This window comes from Arthrobacter sp. YAF17, assembly GCF_052113365.1.
Taxonomy (GTDB): domain Bacteria; phylum Actinomycetota; class Actinomycetes; order Actinomycetales; family Micrococcaceae; genus Arthrobacter.
Map to the genome: position 1 here is coordinate 66,807 of NZ_JBFRDB010000002.1, position 25,447 is coordinate 92,253.

Annotated in this window: 21 protein-coding genes; 14 read left to right on the forward strand and 7 right to left on the reverse strand. The window is 68.6% G+C overall.

From position 1 onward, the window contains the following. Positions 1–39: 39 nt before the first annotated feature. Together mscL and AB4Y67_RS03350 are read right to left on the reverse strand one after the other, a co-directional pair. The gene (gene mscL, locus AB4Y67_RS03345) at positions 40–447 is read right to left on the reverse strand and encodes a large conductance mechanosensitive channel protein MscL (protein ID WP_441404379.1); all 408 of its coding nucleotides are present in this window, start codon (positions 445–447) and stop codon (positions 40–42) included. Positions 448–555: 108 nt separating this feature from the next. Next, positions 556–1,119: a M15 family metallopeptidase gene (locus AB4Y67_RS03350; protein ID WP_441404380.1), complete on the reverse strand. Its 564-nt coding sequence runs from the start codon at positions 1,117–1,119 to the stop codon at positions 556–558. Here AB4Y67_RS03350 and AB4Y67_RS03355 point away from each other — a divergent pair. Next, entirely contained in the window at positions 1,112–1,423 is a 312-nt protein-coding gene (locus AB4Y67_RS03355; protein WP_441404381.1) for a hypothetical protein, read from the forward strand. The two genes, AB4Y67_RS03350 and AB4Y67_RS03355, sit on opposite strands and share 8 nt — an antisense overlap. Before the next feature lie 31 nt (positions 1,424–1,454). On the opposite strand, the gene coaA is transcribed toward AB4Y67_RS03355, so the two are convergent. Then, the gene (gene coaA, locus AB4Y67_RS03360; protein WP_346925930.1) at positions 1,455–2,420 is read right to left on the reverse strand and encodes a type I pantothenate kinase; all 966 of its coding nucleotides are present in this window, start codon (positions 2,418–2,420) and stop codon (positions 1,455–1,457) included. A 143-nt stretch (positions 2,421–2,563) separates the two neighbouring features. Here coaA and glmS point away from each other — a divergent pair, with 143 nt between their 5' ends. The 8 genes from glmS to AB4Y67_RS03400 all read left to right on the forward strand — a co-directional run bounded on the left by glmS (position 2,564) and on the right by AB4Y67_RS03400 (position 15,192). Continuing rightward, the gene (glmS, locus tag AB4Y67_RS03365) at positions 2,564–4,456 is read left to right on the forward strand and encodes a glutamine--fructose-6-phosphate transaminase (isomerizing) (RefSeq protein ID WP_441404382.1); all 1,893 of its coding nucleotides are present in this window, start codon (positions 2,564–2,566) and stop codon (positions 4,454–4,456) included. Between the two features lie 4 nt (positions 4,457–4,460). Continuing rightward, positions 4,461–4,808: a holo-ACP synthase gene (locus AB4Y67_RS03370; protein ID WP_024366340.1), complete on the forward strand. Its 348-nt coding sequence runs from the start codon at positions 4,461–4,463 to the stop codon at positions 4,806–4,808. An 80-nt stretch (positions 4,809–4,888) separates the two neighbouring features. Further along, positions 4,889–6,403, forward strand: coding sequence for an NAD(P)H-hydrate epimerase (locus AB4Y67_RS03375; protein ID WP_441404383.1), 1,515 nt, complete (start codon positions 4,889–4,891; stop codon positions 6,401–6,403). A 91-nt stretch (positions 6,404–6,494) separates the two neighbouring features. Next, positions 6,495–8,732, forward strand: a complete 2,238-nt coding sequence (glgX, locus tag AB4Y67_RS03380) for a glycogen debranching protein GlgX (protein WP_441404384.1) — start codon at positions 6,495–6,497, stop codon at positions 8,730–8,732. Further along, complete coding sequence (treY, locus tag AB4Y67_RS03385) at positions 8,729–11,071, forward strand: malto-oligosyltrehalose synthase (protein WP_441404385.1); 2,343 nt, start codon at positions 8,729–8,731, stop codon at positions 11,069–11,071. Before glgX ends, treY begins: the two co-directional genes overlap by 4 nt. Before the next feature lie 28 nt (positions 11,072–11,099). Further along, positions 11,100–12,884, forward strand: a complete 1,785-nt coding sequence (gene treZ, locus AB4Y67_RS03390; protein WP_441404510.1) for a malto-oligosyltrehalose trehalohydrolase — start codon at positions 11,100–11,102, stop codon at positions 12,882–12,884. 15 nt (positions 12,885–12,899) lie between these two features. Further along, the gene (mgrA, locus tag AB4Y67_RS03395; RefSeq protein ID WP_441404386.1) at positions 12,900–13,937 is read left to right on the forward strand and encodes an L-glyceraldehyde 3-phosphate reductase; all 1,038 of its coding nucleotides are present in this window, start codon (positions 12,900–12,902) and stop codon (positions 13,935–13,937) included. Positions 13,938–14,106: 169 nt separating this feature from the next. Then, on the forward strand, positions 14,107–15,192 hold the full coding sequence (locus tag AB4Y67_RS03400) for an inositol-3-phosphate synthase (protein WP_441404387.1): 1,086 nt from the start codon (positions 14,107–14,109) through the stop codon (positions 15,190–15,192). An 86-nt stretch (positions 15,193–15,278) separates the two neighbouring features. Here AB4Y67_RS03400 and AB4Y67_RS03405 read toward each other — a convergent pair whose 3' ends face one another. The 3 genes from AB4Y67_RS03405 to mshA all read right to left on the reverse strand — a co-directional run bounded on the left by AB4Y67_RS03405 (position 15,279) and on the right by mshA (position 19,422). Then, positions 15,279–16,196 (reverse strand): DUF559 domain-containing protein, encoded by a 918-nt coding sequence (locus AB4Y67_RS03405; RefSeq protein ID WP_441404388.1) that lies wholly within the window; start codon positions 16,194–16,196, stop codon positions 15,279–15,281. Positions 16,197–16,316: 120 nt separating this feature from the next. Next, a complete protein-coding gene (locus tag AB4Y67_RS03410; protein ID WP_441404389.1) occupies positions 16,317–18,077 on the reverse strand; it encodes a formate--tetrahydrofolate ligase in 1,761 nt (586 codons plus the stop codon). A 58-nt stretch (positions 18,078–18,135) separates the two neighbouring features. Continuing rightward, a complete protein-coding gene (gene mshA, locus AB4Y67_RS03415; protein ID WP_441404390.1) occupies positions 18,136–19,422 on the reverse strand; it encodes a D-inositol-3-phosphate glycosyltransferase in 1,287 nt (428 codons plus the stop codon). Between the two features lie 161 nt (positions 19,423–19,583). Between mshA and AB4Y67_RS03420 the strand changes: the two genes are divergently transcribed. Next, on the forward strand, positions 19,584–20,120 hold the full coding sequence (locus AB4Y67_RS03420) for a GNAT family N-acetyltransferase (protein WP_441404391.1): 537 nt from the start codon (positions 19,584–19,586) through the stop codon (positions 20,118–20,120). Positions 20,121–20,140: 20 nt separating this feature from the next. On the opposite strand, the gene AB4Y67_RS03425 is transcribed toward AB4Y67_RS03420, so the two are convergent. Continuing rightward, a complete protein-coding gene (locus tag AB4Y67_RS03425) occupies positions 20,141–21,547 on the reverse strand; it encodes a family 4 glycosyl hydrolase (RefSeq protein WP_441404392.1) in 1,407 nt (468 codons plus the stop codon). An 82-nt stretch (positions 21,548–21,629) separates the two neighbouring features. Here AB4Y67_RS03425 and AB4Y67_RS03430 point away from each other — a divergent pair, with 82 nt between their 5' ends. From AB4Y67_RS03430 to tsaB, 4 genes are all read left to right on the forward strand, one after another. Next, a complete protein-coding gene (locus AB4Y67_RS03430) occupies positions 21,630–22,721 on the forward strand; it encodes a PfkB family carbohydrate kinase (RefSeq protein WP_441404393.1) in 1,092 nt (363 codons plus the stop codon). Between the two features lie 186 nt (positions 22,722–22,907). After that, the gene (gene alr / locus AB4Y67_RS03435; protein ID WP_441404394.1) at positions 22,908–24,128 is read left to right on the forward strand and encodes an alanine racemase; all 1,221 of its coding nucleotides are present in this window, start codon (positions 22,908–22,910) and stop codon (positions 24,126–24,128) included. Further along, a complete protein-coding gene (gene tsaE / locus AB4Y67_RS03440; RefSeq protein ID WP_441404395.1) occupies positions 24,125–24,760 on the forward strand; it encodes a tRNA (adenosine(37)-N6)-threonylcarbamoyltransferase complex ATPase subunit type 1 TsaE in 636 nt (211 codons plus the stop codon). The genes alr and tsaE overlap by 4 nt, the downstream gene beginning before the upstream one ends. After that, positions 24,760–25,431, forward strand: coding sequence for a tRNA (adenosine(37)-N6)-threonylcarbamoyltransferase complex dimerization subunit type 1 TsaB (gene tsaB / locus AB4Y67_RS03445; protein WP_441404396.1), 672 nt, complete (start codon positions 24,760–24,762; stop codon positions 25,429–25,431). Before tsaE ends, tsaB begins: the two co-directional genes overlap by 1 nt. Positions 25,432–25,447: the final 16 nt, after the last annotated feature.

The following is a 25,447-nucleotide window of genomic DNA, read 5'->3' on the forward strand; positions in this document are numbered from 1 at the left end:
GCGCGTCCCCCGCCAAGGGGACGCGCCATTGTTGTGCTGCTAGAGGGTTCGCTCCGCGCGGAGGGCGTCGCGGATTTCGGTCAGCAGCGCGATCTGGGGATCCTCGGCCGCTTCCTCCTTGACGTCCGGGTCGATGCCGAGCCGGCGGTTGCGCCGTTCGATCATGTGGTTCATGGGCACGACCACTACGAAGTAGATCGCGGCAGCGACCAGCAGGAAGTTGACGATGGCCGTTAGCAGCACGCCGAACATGATGTCGTTGCCGTTCAACGTGACGACGGCGAAGCTGTCGAAGTTGGGCGCGCCCACCAGGCCTGAGATGAACGGCATCAGGACGCTTTGGACGAGTGCCGTTACCACGGCGCCAAATGCGGCGCCGATGACGACTGCGACGGCAAGGTCTACGACGTTGCCCTTGAGTATGAAGTTCTTGAATCCTGTCAGCATGTCCCCAAGCTAACCCGGCCGCGTGAACTCCCTGTGTCGGGGAGGTAAGTTCCGGGCTCCGTGTCGGTGTGCGGCGCTGCGTGTGCGGCCGGCGCACGCGGGGCCCCACTAACGGTACGCCGGTGCCGCTTCCAGCCCGAAGTATTCCTCGAGCGTCGCAATCCCCCGGGTGTTCATCTCGCCGGCCGCTTCCACGCCCACGTAGCGCAGATGCCAGGGCTCGTAGTAATAGCCGGTGATCTCGTGGAACATCCAGGGGTAGCGCACCACGAAGCCGAACAAGTGGGCGTTGGCCTTCGCCCAGACGGCTGCCGGCTGGCTGGCGAACGCTGGCGTGAAACTGGCCCTCCCGCTGCCGTCGCCGATGTCGAAGGACCAGCCGGTCTGGTGTTCTGAATAGCCGGGCCGCGCGGAGGCGGTGTCCGCCGCGGCCTGCCCGTCCGCCTGCACCCACTTGTTGTAGGTGGCGATCTGGGTGTTGAACGAGCGGTATCCGCTCGCGAGCGTGATGACGACTCCGCTGGCTGCGGCGGCCGCGAACATCCTCTCCGCCGCTGCCGCCGTTGTGCTGTTGAGCAGCGCCGCCTCGCCGGAGGTGGCCAGTCGCACGCGTGGCTGGACCAGGTCCGCCGGCACGTACGCGGCGGGGGAGAGAGGCCGGTGCTTGTTCACGACCACCCACGGGCTGGCGGGGTCGGTGAGCGAGTGCCGGGGCGCGGCTGCGGCGGAAGGCGCCGCGGGAGATGTAGTACTTGGCACCGCAGGTGCGGGACTGGCCGGCAGAAGCTCCGCCGACGGCGTGGCGCTTGCCGTGGCAGACGGCGTCGCGGTGAAAGTTGTCGTCGCCGCGGACGACGCCGGCCTGGCCGCTTCAGGGGAGCAGGCGCTCAGGGCGGCGAAGCCCGATCCTGCCAGCAGCAGGCGGGCGAAGACCCGCCTGCTGGGAGCGGGTCGGGTGGATTCCGGCGCCTCCTGACGTTCCGAGGACCCGTCGTAGCACACCTGTGCTAGACCTTGCGCAGCAGCATGCGGCGGATGGAGTGGTCGGCATCCTTGGTCAGCACCAGCTGCGCCCGGCCGCGGGTGGGGAGGACGTTCTCCTCAAGGTTCGGTTCGTTGATGCGCTTCCAGATCTCGCGGGCCGTCTGTTCCGCCTCGGCGTCCGAGAGCGTCGCGTAACGGTGGAAGTAGGACTCCGGCTGGGCGAACGCCGTGGTTCGAAGTTTGCGGAAGCGGTCCACGTACCACTCCTCGATGTAGGACGTTTTGGCATCAACATAGATGGAAAAATCGAAGAAGTCACTCAGGGCCAGCCCCTGCCGGCCGTCATGCCGCGGACGGGCCGGCGCCAGGACGTTCAGACCCTCGACGATCAGCACGTCGGGGCGGCGCACCACTACTTCCTTCCCGGGGACGATGTCATAGGTCACGTGGGAGTACCAGGGTGCGCGGACTTCCTCGGCTCCGCCCTTGATTTCGCTCACAAAGCGGAGCAGCGCGCGGCGGTCATAGGACTCCGGGAATCCCTTGCGTTCAAGGAGCTGGCGCCGCTTGAGTTCCGCCAGCGGGTACAGGAAGCCGTCCGTGGTGATGAGTTCAACGTTGGGGGTCCCGGGCCAGCGGCGGAGCATCTCGCGCAGCACCCGGGCGATGGTCGACTTGCCCACAGCCACCGAACCGGCGACGCCTATCACAAACGGGGTGCGCTGGGTCTGCTCGCCCAGGAAGGTGGTGGTTGCCGCATGGAGCTGGCCGGCCGCCTCGACATACAGGTGAAGCAGCCGGGACAACGGGAGGTAGACCTCGCGGATTTCCTTCATGTCAAGCGGATCGCCGAGGCCGCGGAGACGGAGCACGTCCTCCTGGTTGAGGGGCTGCTCCATCTGGGCAGCGAGCCGGGACCACGTCTGCCGGTCCAGCTCCACGAACGGGGAGCCGCCGTCGCCGTTCGCTTCATTGCGTTGCAAAGTCACCCTAGAGATTCTGCCCTCCGCCGGGCCGAGAGCGAAATGGGTGGCCCCGCCGGGCGGCGGACAACCCCGCACAGGCGGCGGGCGGCGTGTTGTGAGCGCTTATCCTACGTCCCCCCTCGTGGAAACCCGCTAGGCTTGAGCCCATGTGTGGAATCGTTGGATATGTGGGCCACTCCGCTGGCCGTGTAAATACTGGACACAATGCCCTGGACGTTGTCCTTGAGGGATTGCGGCGCCTGGAGTACCGGGGCTACGACTCTGCGGGCATTGCCGTAGTAGCCGACGGAACGATTTCTTCCCGCAAGAAGTCAGGCAAACTGAGCAACCTCATTGCCGAGCTCGAGGCCAGCCCGCTGCCGGAATCGCTGACCGGCATCGGTCACACACGCTGGGCGACCCACGGCGGCCCGACGGACCAGAACGCGCACCCGCATCTCGCCGATGGGGGCAAGCTGGCCGTGATCCACAACGGCATCATCGAAAACTTCGCCGAGCTGAAGCTGGAACTCAAGCGCAAGGGCGTGTCGTTCCTCTCCGAAACCGATACCGAGGTCGCGGCCGCCCTCCTGGGCGACATCTACCGGAACCAGCTCAAGGGCGACCCCGCCAACGGCGGCCTCACGAAGGCCATGCAGCTCGCCTGCCAGCGCCTCGAAGGAGCCTTCACCCTCCTCGCCGTGCACGCGGACCAGCCCGACGTCGTCGTGGCGGCCCGCCGCAACTCCCCGCTGGTCGTTGGCCTCGGTGAGGGCGAGAACTTCCTCGGCTCCGACGTCTCCGGCTTCATCGACTACACGCGCCGCGCCGTCGAACTCGGCCAGGACCAAATTGTCACGATCACCGCCGACACCGTTGAGATCACCGACTTCTACGGCGCCCCGGCCGAAGGCAAGGAATACCACGTCAACTGGGACCCTGCCTCGGCGGAAAAGGGCGGCTTCCCGTCCTTCATGGAAAAGGAAATCCACGACCAGCCGGACGCCGTCCTGCAGACTCTGCTGGGCCGCTCGGACATCAACGGCAAGCTGACCCTCGACGAGCTCCGGGTCGATCCGGAACTCCTCAAGAGCGTCGACAAGATCATCGTCCTTGCCTGCGGAACCTCCGCCTACGCCGGCCAGGTCGCCAAGTACGCGATCGAGCACTGGTGCCGGATTCCCACCGAGGTGGAGCTCTCCCACGAATTCCGCTACCGCGACCCGATCGTGGACGAGAACACCCTGATTGTCTCCATCTCCCAGTCGGGCGAGACCATGGACACCCTGATGGCCGTCCGCTACGCCAAGGAACAGGGCGCCAAGACCGTCTCGATCTGCAACACCAACGGGTCGACCATCCCGCGCGAATCCGACGCCGTGCTGTACACCCACGCCGGCCCGGAAATCGCCGTCGCCTCCACCAAGGCCTTCCTGGCACAGATCACTGCCGCTTACCTCCTGGGCCTCTACCTGGCCCAGCTGCGGGGCAACAAGTTCCAGGGCGAGATCAAGGACATCCTCGCGGACCTCAACAAGATCCCCGCCAAGATCCAGCAGATCCTCGACAACGAAGCCCAGATCAAGGAGCTCGGCGAGTCCATGGCGGACGCCAAGTCCGTGCTGTTCCTGGGCCGCCACGTCGGCTTCCCGGTGGCGATGGAGGGTGCGCTCAAGCTCAAGGAGCTCGCCTACATCCACGCCGAGGGCTTTGCCGCCGGTGAACTCAAGCACGGCCCGATTGCGCTGATCGAGGAGGGCCAGCCCGTCTTCGTGGTGGTTCCCTCGCCCCGCGGCCGCGACTCGCTGCACTCCAAGGTTGTCTCCAACATCCAGGAAGTCCGGGCGCGCGGCGCCAAGACGATCGTGATCGCGGAAGAGGGGGACGAAGCCGTCAAGGCCTACGCCGAGCATGTCTTCTACATCCCGGAGACCCCCACACTGCTGGCTCCGCTGCTCAGCACGGTTCCGCTGCAGATCTTTGCCCTTGCCCTGGCCTCGGCCAAGGGTTACGACGTGGACCAGCCTCGCAACCTGGCCAAGAGCGTGACCGTAGAATAACGCCATGATCGTTGGCATTGGCGTAGACGTCGTAGACATTGAACGGTTCGGCCGGCAGTTGGAGCGGACCCCCGGGTTGCGCGACCGGCTGTTCGTCCCCGCGGAACGCGAACTGAACACCCGTTCCCTGGCTGCCCGGTTCGCGGCCAAGGAGGCTGTGGCCAAGGTCCTGGGCGCTCCTGCCGGCATGAACTGGCAGGACTGCTGGATCGGGCTGGACCAGAACGGGCCCACCGTCCAGGTCAAAGGCACTGTGCTGGCTGTGGCGGAGTCGAAGGGCGTCAAGCGCTGGCACTTGTCCATGAGCCACGACGGCGGCATCGCCACGGCGACGGTCATCGCCGAGGGCTAAGCGTCACCAGCCCGCACCGAACCGGACTTTCCGCAGCGACTGCACTCCCCACATTGACTGCACGGCGAATGGACTGAACCATGATCAGCGCCTATACCGGAACCCAGATACGAACGGCTGAACAGCCGTTCCTGGACAACGGTATGGGCGCTGTTCTTATGCAGCGGGCCGCCTACGGGCTGGCCAACGAGGTGGTTCGGGAACTCCGGGGCCGCGGGAAGCGCCTATACGGCGCCAGCGTCACGGTGCTCGCCGGCAAGGGAAACAACGGCGGGGACGGGCTGTTCGCCGCCGCCATGCTGGCCGGCCGCGGCATGCGGACGACGGCGGTGCTCACCGCGGGGGAGGCCCACGCCGAAGGGCTCGCGGCGCTGGAAAAAGCCGGCGGCCGGGTCCTCCGCCTGGCCTCGGAGAACACGAACGCCGCAGCCGCGGCCGCCGCACGGGCCGACGTCGTCATTGACGCGATCCTGGGCACCGGCGCGCGGGGCGGGCTCCGGGGGCCGGCCGCCGTGCTGATCGACGCTCTGGGACGCTCGCGTCCGGGACTCGTGGTTGCCTGCGACATTCCCAGCGGCGTGGATGCCGATAGCGGCGAAGCCCACAGCCCGGTGCTCCGGGCAGATCTGACGGTCACCTTCGGGGCGGCCAAAGCCGGACTGCTGGCCGATCCCGGGGCGGACACCGCCGGCCGCGTGCACGTCATTCCGATCGGAATCGAGGCTGCCCTGCCTGAGCCGGTCCTGCGCCGCCTCGAAGCGGAGGACCTCTCGGTGCTGCTTCCCCATCCCGGGCGGCGCTCCCACAAGTACTCCCGCGGTGTCCTGGGCGTCGTCGCCGGCTCGCAGCGGTACCCCGGCGCGGCGGTGCTCGCCTGCCGCGGCGCGCTGGCGTCCGGGGTGGGCATGGTCCGCTACCTTGGGCCGCCGGACGTCGCCGACCTGGTCCGCCGGTCCTGCCCCGAGGTCGTGTGCGGAACCGGCAGCGCCGCGGAGACCCATGTCCAGGCCTGGCTCCTCGGCCCGGGCCTCGATGAAGAGGCCCCCGAGCAGCTCGACCGCGTCCGGGAAGCCGCAGCCACCGGGCTGCCGGTCGTGGCTGACGCCGGGGCGCTGCCTGCCCTGCCCCGCGACCTCGATCCCCGGTTCGTGCTGACGCCGCATGCCGGCGAACTTGCCGCGCTGCTGGCCCGATACGGCGCAGACCCCGGCCGCACCGGAGTGGAGGACTCCACCCTCGCTGCAGCCAGGCGGGCCAGTGGGCTGACCGGGGCCACAGTCCTCCTCAAAGGCGCGACCACGCTGGTGGCGGCGCCCTCGGGTTCCGTCTTCAGCCAGGCCGAGGCCACCCCCTGGCTGGCAACGGCCGGAAGCGGCGACGTCCTGGCGGGTGTGCTCGGGTCCCTGCTGGCGCAGCTGGCCGAAGACTCCGGGGCCTTCGACTCCGTTGGCGTCTCCGCGGCCGAGCGCTGGGCCGGGATCGCGGCGATGGCCGCCAGCGTCCACGGCCGCGCGGGCAGCCTCGCCTCCGCCGGCGGGCCGGTCAGCGCCAGCGGCATCGCGGAGGCACTCCCTGAGGTGCTGAGGGCGATGTAACCAAGGCTGCACATAGCGTCCCGACAGGGATGATAACCCTACTTACAAGTAGTCTGTCTAGAGATTGTCCGCATATGCACGAGGAGAACACATGGAAGTCTGGCCCGGAACGGCTTACCCGCTGGGAGCCACCTTTGACGGCACTGGCACTAACTTTGCCCTGTTCAGCGAACGTGCCGAGCGGGTGGAGCTCTGCCTCCTGGCTGATGACCTGACCGAGACGCGGATTGAGCTGACCGAGGTGGACGGCTACGTGTGGCACTGCTACCTGCCGCAGGTCCAGCCCGGACAGAAGTACGGCTACCGGGTCTACGGCCCGTATGAGCCGGAGCACGGCAACCGGTTCAACCCGAACAAGCTCCTGATGGACCCGTATGCCAAGGCCGTCCAGGGCCAGATCGACTGGGATCCGGCACTCTTCACGTACGAATTCGGCGATCCCGACTCCCGCAACGACGCCGACTCGGCGCCGCACACGATGCACGGCGTGGTCATCAACCCGTTCTTCGAGTGGGACGGCGACCGCCAGCTGCGGATCCCTTACCACCAGTCGGTCATTTACGAGGCCCACGTCAAAGGCTTGACCGAGCTGCACCCGGAGGTTCCCGAAGAGCAGCGCGGCACCTATGCCGGCGTCGCACACCCGGCGGTGATTGAGCACCTCAAGAAGCTCGGCGTCACCGCGATCGAACTCATGCCCGTGCACCAGTTCGTCAACGACGGCACGCTCGAGGAAAAGGGCCTCAACAACTACTGGGGCTACAACACCATCGGCTTCTTCGCCCCGCAGAACACCTACAGCTCTTCCGGCGATGTGGGGCACCAGGTCCAGGAGTTCAAGGCCATGGTCCGCGATCTGCACAAGGCCGGCATGGAAGTGATCCTGGATGTGGTCTACAACCACACCGCGGAAGGCAACCACCTCGGCCCCACGCTGTCCTTCAAGGGCATCGACAACCAGGCCTACTACCGGCTGGTCGACGATGACATGAAGCACTACATGGACTACACCGGCACCGGAAACTCCCTCAACGTCCGGCACCCGCACTCGCTCCAGCTGCTCATGGACTCCCTGCGCTACTGGGTCACGGAAATGCACGTCGACGGCTTCCGCTTCGACCTTGCCTCCACGCTGGCCCGCGAGTTCTACGACGTGGACAAGCTGTCCACCTTCTTCGAACTCATCCAGCAGGACCCGATCGTCTCCCAGGTCAAGCTCATCGCCGAGCCGTGGGACATCGGCCCGGGCGGCTACCAGGTGGGCAACTTCCCGCCGCAATGGACCGAATGGAACGGCAAGTACCGCGACACCGTCCGCGATTTCTGGCGCGGCGAGCCCTCCACCCTGGGAGAATTCGCCTCCCGCCTGACCGGCTCCGCAGACCTGTACGAAAGCTCCGCGCGCCGCCCGGTGGCCTCGATCAACTTCGTCACGGCCCACGACGGCTTCACCATGCGCGATCTCGTCTCCTACAACGAGAAGCACAACGACGCCAACGGCGAGGGCAACAACGACGGCGAATCGCACAACAGGTCCTGGAACTGCGGCGAAGAGGGGGACACGGACAACGACCACGTCCTGACGCTCCGCGCCCGCCAGCAGCGCAACTTTATCGCCACCCTGCTGCTCTCGCAAGGTGTCCCCATGCTGCTGCACGGTGACGAACTGGGCCGCACCCAGCAGGGCAACAACAACACGTACTGCCAGGACTCCGAACTGAGCTGGATCCACTGGGACGCAATGGACCAGCCGCTGGTGGAGTTCACCGCCGTCGTCAACAAGATCCGCCGCGACCACCCGATCTTCCGGCGCAGCCGCTTCTTCGACGGACGCCCCGTGCGCCGCGGCGAGGGCGAGAAGCTGCCGGACATTGTCTGGCTGAAAACGGACGGCACCGAAATGTTGCCGGAGGACTGGGGCAGCGGCTTCGGCCGGACCATCGGCGTGTTCTACAACGGGCACGGCATCCAGGAACAGGACTCCCGCGGCCGCCGCATCACCGACGACAGCTTCGTGCTCGCCTTCAATGCCCACGACGACGACGTGGACTTTGCCCTGCCTGCCGAGGAGTACTCAAAGTTCTGGGACGTCCTGGTGGACACCGCGGACCAGGCAGACACCGAGAAACCGCTCAAGGCCGGTTCCGTCCTGAAGCTGGCAGCCAAGTCGATGGTCGTGCTCCGGGCGCACTCCGGCCCCGAGGTGGAGGTGGACTACTCCGCGGCCGCGTCGCTGGCCTCCATGGCAGAGCACGAGGAGGCACTCGAGGAGATGGTGGAGGCCCAGGACGAGGCCGCCGAAGCCGTTGCGAAGGCCACCGCCAAATGAGGACCCCGGTTTCCACCTACCGGCTTCAGATCAGGCCCGGCTTCACCCTCCAGGATGCTGCCGGGACCGTGCCCTACCTGAAGTCGCTCGGCGTGGACTGGATCTACCTCTCGCCGATCCTGACCGCGGAGAAGGGATCGGACCACGGCTACGACGTCACCGACCCCTCCGCGATCGACCCGGACCGCGGCGGCCCGGAGGGCCTGGCCGCCGTGTCGCAGGCAGCGCGGGACGCCGGGATGGGCGTGCTTGTCGACATCGTGCCCAACCATGTCGGCGTCGCAACCCCCGTGCAGAACCCGTGGTGGTGGTCCCTGCTCAAGGAGGGCCAGCAGTCCCGGTACGCCCCGGCGTTCGACGTCGACTGGGACTTCGGCGGCGGCCGGATCCGGATCCCCGTGCTGGGATCGGACTCCGACGTTGACGCACTTGAAATCAAGGACGGGGAGCTGCGGTATTACGACCACCGCTTCCCGCTGGCCGAGGGCACCTACACCGCAGGTGACTCCGCTGCGGATGACCCCCGCGAGGTCCACAGCCGGCAGCACTACGAGCTGGTCGGCTGGCGCCGGGCCGACGATGAACTGAACTACCGCCGGTTCTTCGCCGTCAACAGCCTGGCCGGCATCCGGGTCGAGCTCCCTGAGGTGTTCGATGAGGCCCACGCCGAGATCGTGCGCTGGTTCCGCGAGGGGCTGGTCGACGGACTCCGGATCGACCACCCGGACGGGCTGGCCGATCCGGAAGGCTACCTGCGCCGGCTCCGCGAGGTCACGGGCGGCAGCTACCTGCTGATCGAGAAGATCCTCGAGCCCGGCGAGGTGCTGCCGGCCGGTTTCGACTGCGAGGGCACCACCGGCTACGACGCCCTCGCGGACGTGGACCGGCTCTTCGTCGACCCCGCAGGGCAGGACAACCTCGACGCCCTGGACGCCGGGCTCCGCGGCGGCCAGGCCGCGGACTACGAGGACATGATCCGGGGTACCAAGCGCCGGATCACGGACGGGATCCTCCACTCCGAAATGCTCCGGCTGGCACGGCTGGTGCCGTCCGGTGCCGGGCTCAGCATAGACGCGGCCGCCGACGCGCTTTCCGAGATCATCGCTGCCTTCCCGGTCTACCGCAGTTACCTGCCTGAGGGCGCGGATGTCCTGAAGGAGGCGTGCGAACTTGCCGTCCGCCGCCGTCCTGAGCTTGCCGACGCCGTCGGGCTGCTGCTGCCGCTGCTCCTCGACGCCGGACGGAAGCCGGGCGCCGAACTGGGACGCCGCTTCCAGCAGACCTCCGGGATGGTCATGGCCAAGGGCGTGGAGGACACCGCGTTCTTCCGCTACACCCGGCTGGGCACCCTGACCGAGGTCGGGGCCGATCCCACCGAGTTCTCGGTGGCGCCGGAGGAGTTCCACCACCGGATGGCCCGCCGCCAAGCCGAGCAACCGCTCTCCATGACGACGCTCAGCACCCACGACACCAAGCGCAGCGAGGACACCCGTGCCCGGATCTCCGTGCTCGCTGAGCTGGCGCCGGAATGGCAGGCCGTCCTGGCCCGGCTCCAGGAACTGGCACCGCTGCCTGACGGGCCGCTCGCCAACCTGCTGTGGCAGGCCATCGCCGGAGCCTGGCCCGCGAACCGTGAGCGCCTGCAGTCGTATGCCCAGAAGGCTGCCCGGGAAGCCGGGAACTCGACCGACTGGCTCGACCCCGACGCCGCATTCGAGGAGAAACTGGCCGCCGTCGTCGATGCGGCCTTCGACAACCCCGGCGTCAGGGCGGAACTGGAATCCCTGGTCGAACTCCTGGCGCCGTATGGTGCCGTCAATTCGCTGGGCGCCAAGCTGGTGCAGCTGACCATGCCGGGAGTCCCCGACGTTTACCAGGGCACGGAGTTCTGGGACCGTTCGCTGACCGACCCGGACAACCGGCGGCCGTTCGACTACGGAGCGCGCCGCGCGGCCCTGGCCGCGCTCGACGCCGGCGACCGCCCGGCGTCGCACACCGACGACGCGGCGAAGCTCCTGGTCACGTCGCGGGCGCTGCGCCTGCGCCGCGACCGCCCGGAGCTGTTCGCGGGCTACCGGCCCGTGGCCGCCACCGGGGCGGCCGCCGCGCACCTGGTCGGCTTCGACCGCGGCGGTGATGCGGGCGCGGGGGCCATCACCCTCGCGACCCGGCTGCCCCGCGGGCTGGAGCAGCAGGGCGGCTGGCGGGACACCGCCGTCGAACTTGCCGTGGAAATGACGGACGAACTGACGGGTGCCACCTTCGGCCCGGGCGCCGTGGACGTGGCCGCCATCCTGGCCAGCTACCCGGTTGCCCTGCTGGCACCTGCCAAGCACTGAACGAACCACCGAAATACGGAAAGCTGTGATCACTTTGCCTGCTGACGGACAGAAACGCTTTGACCTTTGGGCACCGGAAGCAGGCACCGTGACGCTGCTTGCCGACGGCCGGCAGTACCCGATGACACGGCGGCCCGGCCGCGACGGGGACGGGGGTGCCGGCGGGGACGGCTGGTGGACCGCGCCGGGTGCCCCCGCCGCCGGAGACGTGGACTACGGGTACCTGCTCGACGGGGACACCACACCGCTGCCCGACCCCCGGTCCCGCCGGCAGCCCGACGGCGTCCACTCCCTGTCGCGGACGTTCGACGCCGGCAGCCACCAGTGGGCGGACGGGCAGTGGCAGGGCCGCGGGCTGCAGGGCGCCGTGATCTACGAGCTGCACCTGGGGACGTTCACCCCCGAGGGCACGCTGGACGCGGCCGCCGGGAAACTGGACTACCTGACGGAGCTCGGCGTCGATTTCGTGGAGCTCCTGCCGGTGAACGGCTTCAACGGCACCCACAACTGGGGCTACGACGGCGTCCTCTGGTACGCCGTGCACGAAGGCTACGGCGGACCCGCCGCGTACCAGCGCTTCGTGGACGCCGCCCATGCCGCCGGGCTGGGCGTCATCCAGGACGTGGTCTACAACCACCTCGGACCCAGCGGAAACTATCTTCCGCGCTTCGGGCCGTACCTGAAATCGGGGGAGGGCAACACCTGGGGAGACTCGGTCAACCTCGACGGGCCAGGGTCCGACGTCGTGCGCCGCTACATCCTTGAGAACGCCGCCATGTGGCTGCGCGACTACCACGTGGACGGGCTCCGGCTCGATGCCGTGCACGCGTTCAAGGACGAGCGGGCCGTCCACCTGCTGGAGGAGTTCGGTGCGCTCGCGGACGAAGTCTCCGCCGAGACCGGACGCCCCGCCACGATGATCGCCGAGTCGGACCTCAACGATCCGCGCCTGCTCTACCCGCGCGACGCCAACGGCTACGGCCTGGCAGGGCAGTGGAGCGATGACTTCCACCATGCCGTGCACGTCAACGTCAGCGGCGAGGCCACGGGCTACTACGCCGACTTCGAATCCCTCGAAGCCCTGGCCAAGGTCCTGGTCGACGGCTTCTTCCATGACGGCAGCTACTCCAGCTTCCGCGGACGGCACCACGGCCGGCCCATCAACACGGCGGCGGTGCACCCGGCAGCACTGGTGGTCTGCAGCCAGAACCATGACCAGATCGGCAACCGCGCCACGGGCGACCGGCTGTCCCAGACGCTGGGCTACGGGCAGCTGGCGCTCGCCGCCGTCGCGACCCTCACCTCGCCGTTCACGCCGATGCTGTTTATGGGCGAAGAGTACGGTGCCACCACGCCGTGGCAGTTCTTCACCTCGCATCCGGAGCCGGAGCTCGGGAAGGCCACCGCGGAGGGCCGGATCAGGGAGTTCGAGCGGATGGGCTGGGACCCCGCCGTCGTGCCGGACCCGCAGGATCCGGAAACCTTTACCCGCTCCCGGCTCAATTGGGCCGAACCCGGCGAAGGTGACCATGCACGCCTGCTGGAGCTGTACCGGCGGCTGATCGCGCTGCGCCGTTCGACGCCGGAGCTCGCCGGCCTGGGCTTCGAGGACACCGCGGTGGCCTTCAGCGAGGCCGACCGCTGGCTCCGACTGCGCCGCGGCGGCGTGGAGGTGGCGATGAACTTCTCCGCCGGGCCGAACCGGCTCGCCGTTGCCGGAGCCTCAGTGACGCTGGCCACCGACGACGGCGTGCGCCTCGACAGCGGCCAGCTGGACCTGCCGGGCCACTGTGCCGCCATCATCTCGAAGTAAGACAGGAAAATACGTATGACTTATGTTGCAGCAGGAACCCGGTACGACTCCATGCCCTACCGCCGGGTGGGACGGAGCGGGCTGAAGCTCCCCGCCATCTCGCTCGGCCTCTGGCACAACTTTGGCGACGACAAGCCCTTCGAAACCCAGCGCGCCATCCTGCGCCGGGCCTTCGACCTCGGCGTCAACCACTTCGACCTGGCCAACAACTACGGACCGCCGGCCGGTTCCGCGGAGACCAACTTCGGCCGGCACCTCCGGGATGATTTCGCCCCCTACCGTGACGAACTGATCATCTCCACCAAGGCCGGCTACAACATGTGGCCCGGACCGTTCGGCGAATGGGGCTCCCGCAAATACCTGCTCGCCAGCCTGGACCAGTCGCTGAACCGGATGGGCTTGGATTACGTGGACATCTTCTACAGCCACCGCCCGGACCCGGAAACGCCGATGGAAGAGACTATGGGCGCCCTGGACCAGGCCGTCCGCTCCGGGAAGGCCCTCTACGCCGGCATCTCCTCCTACACCCCGGAGCAGACCCTCGAGGCCGCCCGGATCCTCAAGGAGCTCGGCACCCCGCTGCTGATCCACCAGCCGAGCTACTCCATGCTGAACCGCTGGACCGAAAACGGCAGCCCGAACCTCTATGAGGCACTGGAACAGGTGGGGGCGGGCTCGATCGCGTTCTCGCCGCTGGCGCAGGGCATGCTGACCGGCCGCTACCTGGACGGGATCCCGGCCGATTCCCGCGCCGCGCAGGAAAAGTCCCTGGCCGAGGACAGCATCACCGAGGACAAGCTGGACCGCGTGCGGGGTTTGCACCGGATCGCCGAAAGCCGGGGGCAGTCCCTCGCGCAGATGGCCGTCGCCTGGATCCTGCGCGAGCAGGGCAAGGGTTCTTCAGTGACGTCCGCGCTGGTCGGCGCGTCCAGCGTCCGCCAACTCGAGGACACCCTCTCCGCGATCAACAACCTCGACTTCACCGCGGAGGAGCTGACGGCGATCGACGAGTTCGCCGTCGAGTCCGATATCAACCTGTGGGCCCAGAAGTAGGCGGCACCGCCTCCCCGTAACACCGACGGCGCGGCGGCCGGGAACAACCCGGGCCGCCGCGCTGTTGACTAGAATGCTAAGGGCGCCGTACGGCGCCGTGCCCGCTGCCGCCGTCGTGCATCAGAGTACTTCCGCGCCGGGCATATGAAGTTGTCCCCAAAGGAGTTCCGTGTCTTCACATCCGATTCGTGTTGCAATCGTCGGCGTAGGTAACTGTGCCACTTCCCTGGTCCAGGGCGTTGAGTACTACCGGGATGCCGATCCCCAGGCCACGATTCCGGGTCTGATGCACGTGGAGTTCGGCAAGTACCACGTCAACGACGTCCAGTTCGTTGCCGCGTTCGACGTCGATGCCAAGAAGGTTGGCCAGGATCTGTCCGCCGCCATCCTGGCCAGCGAAAACAACACCATCAAGATCGCCGACGTCCCGCCGGCCGGCGTTACGGTCCAGCGCGGCCCGACCCTCGACGGGCTCGGCAAGTACTACCTCGAGACCATCGAGCAGTCCCCGGAGGAGCCGGTCGACGTCGTCCAGGCCCTCAAGGACGCCAAGGTTGACGTTATGGTCTGCTACCTGCCGGTCGGGTCGCAGGAAGCCGCGGAGTTCTACGCCCAGTGCGCGATCGACGCCGGCGTGGCCTTCGTTAACGCACTGCCTGTGTTTATCGCCGGCACCAAGGCGTGGGCGGACAAGTTCACCGCCGCGGGTGTCCCGATCGTTGGCGATGACATCAAGAGCCAGATCGGCGCCACCATCACGCACCGCGTCATGGCCAAGCTGTTCGAGGACCGCGGCGTCACCCTGGACCGCACGTACCAGCTGAACGTCGGCGGCAACATGGACTTCAAGAACATGCTGGAACGCGACCGCCTCGAGTCCAAGAAGATCTCCAAGACACAGGCCGTCACGTCCAACGTGGAAGCCGAGCTCGCGGCCAAGGACGTGCACATCGGCCCGTCGGACTACGTCCAGTGGCTCGATGACCGCAAGTGGGCCTTCGTCCGCCTCGAGGGCCGCAACTTCGGCGACGCCCCGGTGTCGCTGGAATACAAGCTCGAAGTCTGGGACTCGCCCAACTCCGCCGGCGTGATCATCGACGCCGTCCGCGCCGCCAAGATCGGCCTGGATCGCGGGGTCGGCGGTCCGCTGCTCTCCGCCTCGAGCTACTTCATGAAGTCCCCGCCCGAGCAGTTCAACGACGACCTCGCCCGCGAAAAGGTCGAGGCCTTCATCCGCGGCGACCTGGAGCGCTAACCCCCTCCGCCTCCCTCGAGTTGCCCTATCACTTACGGCGCCTAAACAGCCGGTTTAGCCGCCACAAGTGATAGGGCAACCGGCGTTTAACGGCCGTGGAGCGCGAGCCGGACCCGCCGGACGGCACCGCGGAAGTCATCCGCCAGGTCGTCCGCGTTGAATTTGAAATAGCGCCAGCCTGCCGCGTTGAACTTTTCGTCGCGGCGGTTGTCGCGGGACTGTTGTTCGCGCGTGAGGTGGTGGCCGCCGTCGTACTGGATTGCAACCCTTTGCCTCCGGTATCCGAGGTCGGCAGCGGGGGAGAGAGGGTCGTCCGGCGCCACCCTGAGCTGCAGCTCGGGCTCCGGCAGCCCGGCAGCGGTCAATGCCAGGCGCAGGAAGGTTTCCGGCGCGGAGTCGGAGCCGGGCCGGATGAGCTCCAGCGCCTGACGCGCTTTCACGATTCCTTTGAACTTGGGGTGCCGGGTGAGCATGGCCGCGAGCTGGGGCAGCGTCGCCCTTGGCTCCGAACGGCCCTCCAGCTCCAGGCGGGGCTGCCGCACCAGCTGGTCGCCCACGGCCACAAGATCCTCCAACGTCAGGAGACGGGCAAGGTCCAGCCACGTCCGGGCAGGCGTTGAAATCCGGATGCCGTCCCAGAACATGAGCTCGTCGTCGAATGCGAGAACGGTATGCCCCACAACGCCCTCGCGCCGGACGGGCGGCAGGGCCTTCGGCTTGCTGAGATGGAGCTCCCGGCAGCCCCGAAACCACGACGGGAGCCACAGCCCCAGCAACACAGCGGCGGTAACGTGCGATATCCACGCGCCCGGCGTCGCGGCCGAAAGGGCACGGGCCAGGCCGCGGAGCTCGAACTCCCAGCCGGCGGGCAGGTAGAGCAACCGGCCGGCCGTCGCGAGGTCGGAAGCGCGGAGCCGTGACGTTCCCAGCGTCGCGGCCCGCGCCTCATAGACGGTGAACGGGGCCGAGGCGAGGTGGGCCGGCAGGGCAGCAGGTGGTCGCATGCGGACCATTCTTATCCGAACGCCCGATCCCCGCTCCGGTTATCCACAGGGGCCCGTTGCGCTATCACTTTTGGTCCCCATCCGCCGGGAATGGCAGCCAAAAGTGATAGCGCAACGGGGTTAGAAGAGGCCGACGGGGTTGCCTTCGGCGTCGACGTCCATGCGCATCGCGGCCGGGACCTTGGGCAGTCCCGGCATCGTCATGACCGCGCCGGTGAGCGCCACGATGAAGCCGGCTCCGGTCTTGGGAATGAGGTCGCGGACGTGCACGGTGAAACCCTTCGGCGCGCCGAGCTTGCTCGCGTCGTCGCTGAAGGAGTACTGCGTCTTCGCCATGCAGACCGGGAAGCCGGACCAGCCGTTCTTCTCTATTTCCGCGAGCCGCTTGAGCGCCGGGACGGAGAAATCCACGCCGTCGGCGCCGTAGATCTCCTGCACAATCGTCCGGATCTTGTCCTCCACCGACATCTCCAGCGGGTACAGATGCCGGAAGGTGTGCGGCGCGTCGATCGCCGCGGCCACCTTGGCAGCGAGTTCGTCGCCGCCGTCGCCGCCCCCGCCGCGGCCCCAGACATCGGCCACGGCCGCCTGGACGCCCTCGGCGGCGCACCACTCCAGCAGCCAGTCCAGCTCCTCCGCGGTGTCCGTGGCGAACTTGTTGATCGCCACCACCGGCGTGATCCCGAACTTCTCCACGTTACGCACATGGCGCTGAAGATTGACGACGCCGGCAGCCAGCGCGTCCAGGTTGGGTTCCTTCAGCCTGTCTTTGGGGATGCCGCCGTGCATCTTCAGGGCGCGGACGGTCGCCACCACAACGACGGCGGACGGCGCGACGTCGGCGACGCGGGACTTGATGTCCATGTACTTCTCCGCGCCGAGGTCGGCGCCGAAGCCGGCCTCGGTGATGACGATGTCAGCGAGGCTGCGGGCCGTCTGGGTGGCGATCAGGGAATTGCACCCGTGGGCGATGTTGGCGAAGGGCCCGCCGTGGACCAGGGCCGGGGTCCCTGCGATGGTCTGCACCAGGTTCGGTTTGATGGCGTCCTTGAGAAGCATGGTCAGGGCACCCTGGACACCCAGCTCGGCCACCGTGACCGGCCGCCGGTCGTAGGTGTAGCCGAACGTGATCCGGCCCAGCCGTTCCCGAAGGTCGGAAAGGTCCGTGGCGAGGCAGAACACCGCCATGATCTCCGAGGCCACGGTAATGTCGAAGCCGTCCTGCCGGGGGATGCCCTGCGTCGGGCCGCCCAGGCCGATCACCACCTCGCGCAGCGAACGGTCGTTCATGTCCAGCACCCGCTTGAAGGTCATCCGGCGCGGGTCGATGTTCAGCTCGTTGCCCTGGTAGATGTGGTTGTCGACGAGCGCCATCAGGGCGTTGTTCGCCGAGGTGACGGCATGGAAGTCGCCGGTGAAGTGCAGGTTGATCTCGTCCATCGGCAACACCTGGGAGTAGCCGCCGCCCGTGGCGCCGCCCTTCATGCCCAGGATCGGGCCGAGCGAGGGTTCGCGCAGGGCAATCATCACCTTGTGGCCGGCCCGGGCCAGGGAGTCCGCCAGCCCCACCGTGGTGGTGGACTTGCCCTCGCCGGCGGGCGTGGGCGACATCGCGGAGACCAGCACCACCTTGCCGGGGGCACGCGGCGGGCCGCCCGCCGTCGAACCCGTGAGCTTGGCCGGATCGATCTTCGCCTTATACCGGCCGTGGAAGTCCAGGGCCTCGGCGTTGATCCCGGCAGCGGCGGCAATCTCCTCGATCGGCCGCATGGTGGCCCGCTGCGCGATCTCCAGGTCACTCAGGGCGGCTGCCCCCGCGGCAGCGGTGTCGGGCACGCCACCAGCGGTGGCGGCGGTTCCGGGAATCGTGGTTTCAGACATCGTTGTCCTTTGGCTCGTGGCGTCGCTGGGTGTGACGGCCAGTGATTTTAGGCCGCTGTTACCGGCCCATGGTTCCGGCTGAGGGCGCGTGGCCCACCGGAATGGTCAGGTTTCCAAAATACTGGCTCAGTGCGGTGTGGTAGCTCTCCAGCGTGATGGCGGCGGTGCGCTGCCAGCCGAATTCCTGCGCGTGCAGGGCCGCCGCGCGACCCATGTCCTCACGGGTCGCGGGGTCGTCGTAGAGGGCTTCCAGGGCGTCGGCCCAGTCGGCGGCTTTGTGGCCCTCCACAAGCATCCCGGTGCGGCCGTCGAAGATGGCGCGGGACAGCCCGCCGACCTTGGTGGCCACCACCGGCGTGCCGCAGGCCTGGGCTTCGAGCGCCACGAGACCAAAGGATTCGCTGTAGGAGGGCATCACCACGACGTCGGCGGAACGGTACCAGCCGGCGAGTTTCGGTGCGCTGACGGGCGGATGGTGCGTGACGACGTCGTCCATTCCGGAAGCGCTGATCAGCGATTTCAGGTCGAAGTCCTTGGAGCCGCTGACCGCGCCGACGATGGTCAGCTGGAGGTCGATGTCCGGACGACGTGCCCGCAGCAGGGCGGCGGCCTTGATCAGGATCTGCGGTCCCTTGAGGCGCTGGATCCGCCCGGCGAACAGCAGGTGGAAGCGGCCCGGCGGCACCCCGTGGGCGGCCCGGGCCCGGCCGCGGAAGGCGGGCGTGAAGATGTCCAGGTCCACGCCCGGCGGGGCGACATCGATGTGGTCGTTGTCGGCGGTGTAGTGCGAGACCAGTTCCGCCGCCTCGGTGCCCGTGTTGGCGATCAGCCGGGTGGCGCCGTCGACAATCCGTTGCTCGCCGTCCTCGCGCCGCCGCGGTTCCGGCTGCTCACCGGAGACCAGCAGGAGGTTCTTCACCTTGGCCATGGTGTGCATGGTGTGCACGAGCGGAAGGCCCCACAGGCCGGCGAGCTCAAGCCCGGCCACCCCGGAAACCCAGTAGTGCGAATGGATCACGTCGTACCGGCCGTGCGGCTGGAGCTGCCGGATCCGGTCGATCTCGGCCACCATGCTGTGCAGCAGTTCGGGCAGTTCTTCCTTGGGCAGTTTCCGGGGCGGTCCGGCCAGGACGTTGTGGACGCAGACCCCGGGGGAGGGGTGTTCGACGGCGGCCTGCGCGGCGGACGTGGACCGGGTGAAGATCTCCACTTCGACGCCGGTCTCGGCCAAGGCCGCCGCGAGGGCGCGGATGTACACGTTCATGCCCCCGGCGTCCCCGGAACCGGGCTGTTCCATCGGCGAGGTGTGCAGGGAGAGGAAGGCGACGCGGCGGATCAGCGACATTCCTCTCCTTTCCCCAGCCGGTACGGATGCTCCCGGTCACGTCCTGGTGAACACTGCCGGAATTGCATTTCGATAAAACATTACTCCTGAAGTCCCCGCGGGTTCACCGGCCGGAGGGCGGCGCCGGTCACAGGGCAGGGCGTGCTGCTAACGTGACGGCTGTGAGCACACGCGACGAGACAGCATCCACCGGCCCCGGCTGGGAAATCCGTCCGGCCACCGGCGCGGACTGGCCGGCGATCTGGGCGATCCTTGAGCCCGTCATCACGGCCGGGGAGACCTTCACCTGGGACCGGGACACCACCGAGCACCAGGCCCGCGAACGCTGGTTCAAGCAGCCCCCGGGCCAGACCTTCGTCGCGGTAGGGCGGGGGGAGCTCGACGGCGTTGTCCTGGGCACCGGCGAGCTGCACGCGAACCAGGGCGGCGGCGGAAGCCACGTCGCCAATGCCGGGTACATGGTCCACCCCGCGCACGGGGGCAAGGGGCTGGCCCGCGCCCTGTGCGCCTACTCCCTCGACGCGGCACGGGCCGCCGGGTTCCGCGCTATGCAGTTCAACGCCGTCGTGGAAAGCAATGCCCGGGCCGTTTCTGCCTGGCAGTCCATGGGCTTCGAGGTGCTGGCCACCATCCCGGAAGCGTTCCTGCACCCGCAGCTGGGTTACGTGGGCCTGCACCTGATGTACCGCAGGCTGTAGCCTCACCGAGCCCGTTTTCCTCAGTCCCGGAAGAGCGCCCGCAGTTCCGGGAACGCGGACTGGTACCCGGTCAGCAGTTTTCCCGCGAGGTCCCCGGAGCCGACCAAGGGGTGCCCGGCGAAGGCGGCCAGCGCCGCTTCCCGGCGGCCCGACCCGGAGGTCCCGGCTTCCCGGCTGGTGGCCGTGACGACGAGGCGTTCGACGTCCTTCACCTGCCGGAGCAGTGCCAGCTGCGCCGGCGCCGGACGGTCCTGCCGCACGGGCACAATGCCGTCGAGAGTCACCCGGCAGGGAACCTCGACGACGGCGTCCGCGGGCAGCCCCGGAATCGCCGCCGCCGCGGCGCCGTTCCCGGCGTCGGTGGTGTTGGGGGTGTTCAGGATCAGCTCCGCCGGCCCGCCGCCGGAGAGCGCGCGCATGACCGCGAGCGCGACCCGTTCGTAGCCGCCCCCGGCCAGGTCCGTCTCATCCCGGCGCTCGCCGGCCGGACGGGCCTCCGCGAGGTAGCCCTCTTCGCGGGAGCGGCGGGCGGCGTCCCACAGCCGGTAGGCCCCGGGCCCGGCCGCCGCGAGCCGCGGATACAGCTCGCTCTGCTGCCGGTCGATGGACTCGCCGCGGGTTGTGGGGGAAGAGCGCATGCCGGCCAGGGCACGCCCGGTCTCGTAGAAGTAATAGAGATATTCGTTGGGCAGGCACCCCAGATCCGCCAGGAAGGGCTGCGGAAACAGCCGGCCCTCCTCGAAGCTGGCCAACGCGCCGGCGTCGGCGAGCAGCCCGGGCAGCACGTCCCGGCCGCCGGACTCCAGCCGGTACAGCCAGCCCAGATGGTTCAGCCCGTAGTAGCCCACGCCGTCGAGGGTGCCCTCGGGAAGCTCGACGCCGGCGGCGTGCGCCGCCCGGTACACCAGCCCGCTGGCCGAATCGCAGATGCCGACCACCTTGCGGCCGAGCACCGGAACCAGCGCCTCGGTGACCATGCCGGCCGGGTTCGTGAAGTTCAGCAGCCACGCATCTGGGCAGTGGCGCCGCATCTGCTTTGCGAGTTCGATCATGCGCGGGATGGACCGCAGCGCATAGGAGATGCCGCCTGCTCCCGTGGTCTCCTGGCCCAGGAGCCCCAGGTCCAGGGCCAGCCGCTCATCGGCGGTTCGGCCGGCTGTCCCGCCGGGGCGGATCGCGGCAAACACCAGGTCCGTGCCGGTGAGCGCCTCGGCCAGGGAGGTGGTGGCCCGGACCGCGGGAGGGGCGGCGCCGGGCGGTTGCTGCGCCGCGAAGGAGGCGAGGACGGCGTTGATGGCGGCGAGCCGGCCGGGATCGACGTCGTACAGCACCAGTTCCCGGACCAGCCCGGCGAAGGGTCCCGTGCAGAGCGCCCGGTAGACCAGCGGTACCCGGAATCCGCCGCCTCCGGCAATCATCAGCCGCATGCGCACAGTTTATGCACAGTGGCCGTTCCTGGCCCGCGCGGATGCCTTTCCAGCGGTACCGGGACGGCGTAATGTGCCATACATGGACGCGATGCCGACGCGGCGTTTTGACCCGCTTTCCGCCGTCCGGACCCCGACGGCGGATGGTTTCGACCTGCTGCTGACCGGGACCGTCTTCCAGGACATCATCTTCACCGGCCTGCCGCACGCCCCGGTCGCCGGGACGGAGATCTGGAGCGACGGGATGGGCAGCTGCCCCGGCGGCGTGGCCAACCAGGCCATTGCCGCGGCCCGGCTGGGGCTGCGGACCGGGCTGGCGGCCGCGTTCGGCGACGACGGCTACGGCGACTACAACTGGAAGATCCTGGCCGGACAGGAACACGTGGACCTGTCGCTGTCCCGGCGCGTGCCAGGCTGGCACTCGCCGGTCACGGTGTCCCTCAGCGTGGAGCAAGACCGGTCCATGGTGACGCACGGCCATCCGGCTCCGGTGAGTTCCAGCGACCTGGTCGGCTGCCCTCCGCCGGCGCTCGCCGCCGTCGCCGAGCTCGGTGAGGCGCTGGAACCGTGGGCGATCGACGCGTACAAGGCCGGGGTCCGGCTGTTCGGCGACGTCGGCTGGGATCCCACCGGCGTCTGGTCCTCCGCCCGGCTCGACAACCTGCAGTACTTCCACGCCTTTATGCCGAACCAGCACGAGGCGATGTCCTTCACCGGGAATGACAATCCGTGGGCGGCGCTCTACGCCCTGGCGGACAAAGTGCCGGTCGCCGTCGTGACCCTGGGGGCGCAGGGGGCGATGGCCGTGGACTCCGAAACGGGCGAGGAGGAGTGGGTGCCGTCGCTGCCGGTGTCCGCCTATGATCCGACCGGGGCGGGCGACTGTTTCGGCGCGGCCTTCATCGTCGGCTGCCTGGCCGGCTGGCCGCTCGGCGACCGGCTGCGGTTCGCCAATCTCTGTGCCGCCCTGGCCGTGCAGGAGGTCGGCGGATCACTGGCCGCACCCGGCTGGGGGGACATCGCCGACTGGTGGCAGCGGGCCAACGCCCGGAAGGAACGCCAGAGCAGCCAGTGGCTTCGGCGCTACAGCTTCCTCGAGGACATCGTCCGTGACGTTCCGCCGGAAGCGCAGCGGCGGGCGACGGCGACCATCGCGCACCTTTCGGACGCGTAGCCGGCGCGTTGGTACGGCTCCCTGTCCCCCGGGGGACATGCCCTCCGTTCGGGCCAAGGAGTGGGCATGGTGCCATTTTGCTCACTCGTGGGTGTGAAGACTGGGCATGTCCCCCGGAGAGCGGAAGGGAGGCTGCGAATGGAGCCCGAATTCAGCCCCATGCGCTGCCACCCCTAGAATCGTTAAGTGACTTACCCAGCAGCAACAGGTGACTTCCGGCCCGTCCCGGAGGCTCCGCCAGCCTACGCCGAGGAACGCTCGGCAGTTATCGACCTCGAAGCCATCCGGCACAATGTCCGCCGCCTGGCGGCCGTGGCGTCGCCGGCCCAAGTGATGGCAGTGGTCAAAGCCGACGCCTACGGCCACGGCGCCGTTCCCGTGGCCCGTGCGGCTCTCGGCGCCGGCGCCAACTGGCTGGGCACCGCCCACATTTCCGAGGCCCTGGCCCTGCGCGCCGCCGGCATCGAGGCGCCCCTGCTGGCCTGGCTGCACACCCCGGAGAGCAATTTCGCCGCCGCCGTGGCCGCCGGAATCGACATCGGCTGCTCGGGCTGGGAACTGGAACGCATCGTTGCGGCCGCCCGCGAGCAGGAACGGCCGGCCCGCGTGCACCTCAAGGTGGACACCGGGCTGGGCCGCAACGGCGCCACCCTGGACGCCTGGGACGGGCTCGTCGGCGAAGCCATGGAATACCAGGACCAGGGCCTGCTGCGCGTGGTCGGGATCTTCTCCCACCTGGCCGTCGCGGACGAACCCGAACGCCCGGAAACCGACGACCAGCTGGAGGCCTTCCGCGAAGCCCTCGCCATCGCCCAGGACGCCGGTGTGGACCCCGAGGTGCGGCACCTCGCCAACACCCCGGCCACCCTGTCCCGGCCGGACACCCACTTTGACCTGGTCCGCGTGGGGCTGGGCCTCTACGGGTTGTCGCCGTTCGAAGGGCAGAGTTCGGAAGAGCTGGGCCTGCGTCCCGCCATGACGGTCCGCACGGTTGTTTCGCACTGCAAGGATGTCCCTGCCGGCCAGGGCGTCTCCTACGGGCTGAACTACCGCACGGGCAGCACCAGCACGCTGGGGCTGATCCCGCTGGGCTACGCCGACGGCGTCCCGCGGATCGCCACCGGAGGGCCCGTCCGCGTGGACGGCGTGAACTACCCCGTGGTGGGCCGCATCGCGATGGACCAGATGGTGATCGACCTCGGCCCGCTCAACGTTTCCGCCGGCGGGCACAGCGTCCTCGGCGCCGAAGCCGTGCTGTTTGGCAACGGCGACGACGGCGGGCCCACCGCAGAGGACTGGGCCCGGGCAGCCGGCACCAACAACTACGAGATCGTCACGCGGATCAGCCCGAGGGTGCCGCGCCGCTACATCAATGAAGAACTGCCGAGCGACGAGTCCCGGCCGTGAGCGCTGCGGCCTGGGAACGGACCCTGGGCGTCCGGAACGCGGATGAAACCCACGCCCTCGCGGCGGGACTCGGCGCCCAGCTCCGGGCCGGGGACCTGCTGGTCCTGACCGGCGAACTGGGAGCAGGGAAAACCACCTTCACCCAGGGCCTCGGGGAAGGCCTGGGCGTCCGGGCCGGCATCATCTCGCCGACGTTCGTGCTGGTCCGCATCCACCCCAACCTGCCCGACGGTCCCCGGCCGGGCGGCCCGGACCTGGTGCATGTGGACGCGTACCGGCTGGGGTCGGCCTCGGAAATCGACGATATCGATCTGGAAAACACCATGGACAGTGCCGTGACCGTGGTGGAGTGGGGCCGCGGCCGGGTGGAGCACCTGAGCGACAGCCGGCTCGAGGTGGAGCTGCTCCGCAGTCTGGGCGGCGGCACCCACGCCCCGGAAGCCCACAGCCCGGAAAACACCCACGACACGGGAGCGGCACAGGACCCCGACGTGCTCGATTTCGACACCGACGACGACGACGAGCCGCGCACGATTGTGGTCCGCGGCTTCGGTCCGCGCTGGGTGGACCCGCCCGTGTTCCCTGCGCCCGCGGGGAACGACCCCCTGCCTTACCCACTGGAAGAGAACTGATGCTGATCCTCGCCATCGACACCTCGGCCGTGGCCAGCGCCGCGCTGGTCTCCGATGACACCCCGGAATCCCTCGTGGGCAGTTTCTCTACCCAGGACACCCGGAGCCACGCCGAAGTGCTGGCCCCGGGGATTGAGGCGCTCCTCGCGGAGGCAGGCGTGCGCGGCGCCGACGTCGACGCGGTGGTCACCGGCGTGGGTCCTGGCCCGTTCACGGGCCTGCGCTCGGGCATCGTCACGGCCCGCACTCTCTCCTTCGTCTGGGGCAAACCGCTCCACGGCCTTATGAGCCTGGATGCCATCGCCCTGGAGGTGGCTGAGTCCACGGACGCGGCTCCGGAGTTCATCGTCGCCACGGATGCGCGGCGCAAAGAGGTCTACTGGGCCCGGTACGTCCTCAGCGGCGGCCAGTTGCCGCAGCTGCTGGACGGCCCGCACGTCGGCTTCGCAGCGGACCTCCCCGAGCTTCCGGTCTACGGCGCGGGCGCCGGCCTCTATGCCGACGTCGTCAAGGCAGTCCCCGGGTTCAGCTCCCGCCAGCCGGAGGCGCTCTCGCTGGGCCAGTTCGCCCTGGCGCGGCTCGCGGCGGGGGAGCAGTTGCTCGGATCCACACCGCTTTACCTGCGCGAGTCAGATGCCCAGGTGCCCGGCCCGCGGAAGAGGGCACTGTGAACACCGGGCCCGCAGG

Coding starts and splice junctions, on each gene's coding strand:
- mshA (WP_441404390.1), bottom strand. CDS start 19,422: ATGTCGCTGATCCGCCGCGTCGCCTTCCTCTCCCTGCACACCTCGCCG.
- AB4Y67_RS03370 (WP_024366340.1), top strand. CDS start 4,461: ATGATCGTTGGCATTGGCGTAGACGTCGTAGACATTGAACGGTTCGGC.
- AB4Y67_RS03410 (WP_441404389.1), bottom strand. CDS start 18,077: ATGTCTGAAACCACGATTCCCGGAACCGCCGCCACCGCTGGTGGCGTG.
- AB4Y67_RS03430 (WP_441404393.1), top strand. CDS start 21,630: ATGGACGCGATGCCGACGCGGCGTTTTGACCCGCTTTCCGCCGTCCGG.
- treY (WP_441404385.1), top strand. CDS start 8,729: ATGAGGACCCCGGTTTCCACCTACCGGCTTCAGATCAGGCCCGGCTTC.
- AB4Y67_RS03375 (WP_441404383.1), top strand. CDS start 4,889: ATGATCAGCGCCTATACCGGAACCCAGATACGAACGGCTGAACAGCCG.
- AB4Y67_RS03425 (WP_441404392.1), bottom strand. CDS start 21,547: ATGCGGCTGATGATTGCCGGAGGCGGCGGATTCCGGGTACCGCTGGTC.
- mgrA (WP_441404386.1), top strand. CDS start 12,900: ATGACTTATGTTGCAGCAGGAACCCGGTACGACTCCATGCCCTACCGC.
- AB4Y67_RS03405 (WP_441404388.1), bottom strand. CDS start 16,196: ATGCGACCACCTGCTGCCCTGCCGGCCCACCTCGCCTCGGCCCCGTTC.
- glmS (WP_441404382.1), top strand. CDS start 2,564: ATGTGTGGAATCGTTGGATATGTGGGCCACTCCGCTGGCCGTGTAAAT.
- mscL (WP_441404379.1), bottom strand. CDS start 447: ATGCTGACAGGATTCAAGAACTTCATACTCAAGGGCAACGTCGTAGAC.
- tsaB (WP_441404396.1), top strand. CDS start 24,760: ATGCTGATCCTCGCCATCGACACCTCGGCCGTGGCCAGCGCCGCGCTG.
- glgX (WP_441404384.1), top strand. CDS start 6,495: ATGGAAGTCTGGCCCGGAACGGCTTACCCGCTGGGAGCCACCTTTGAC.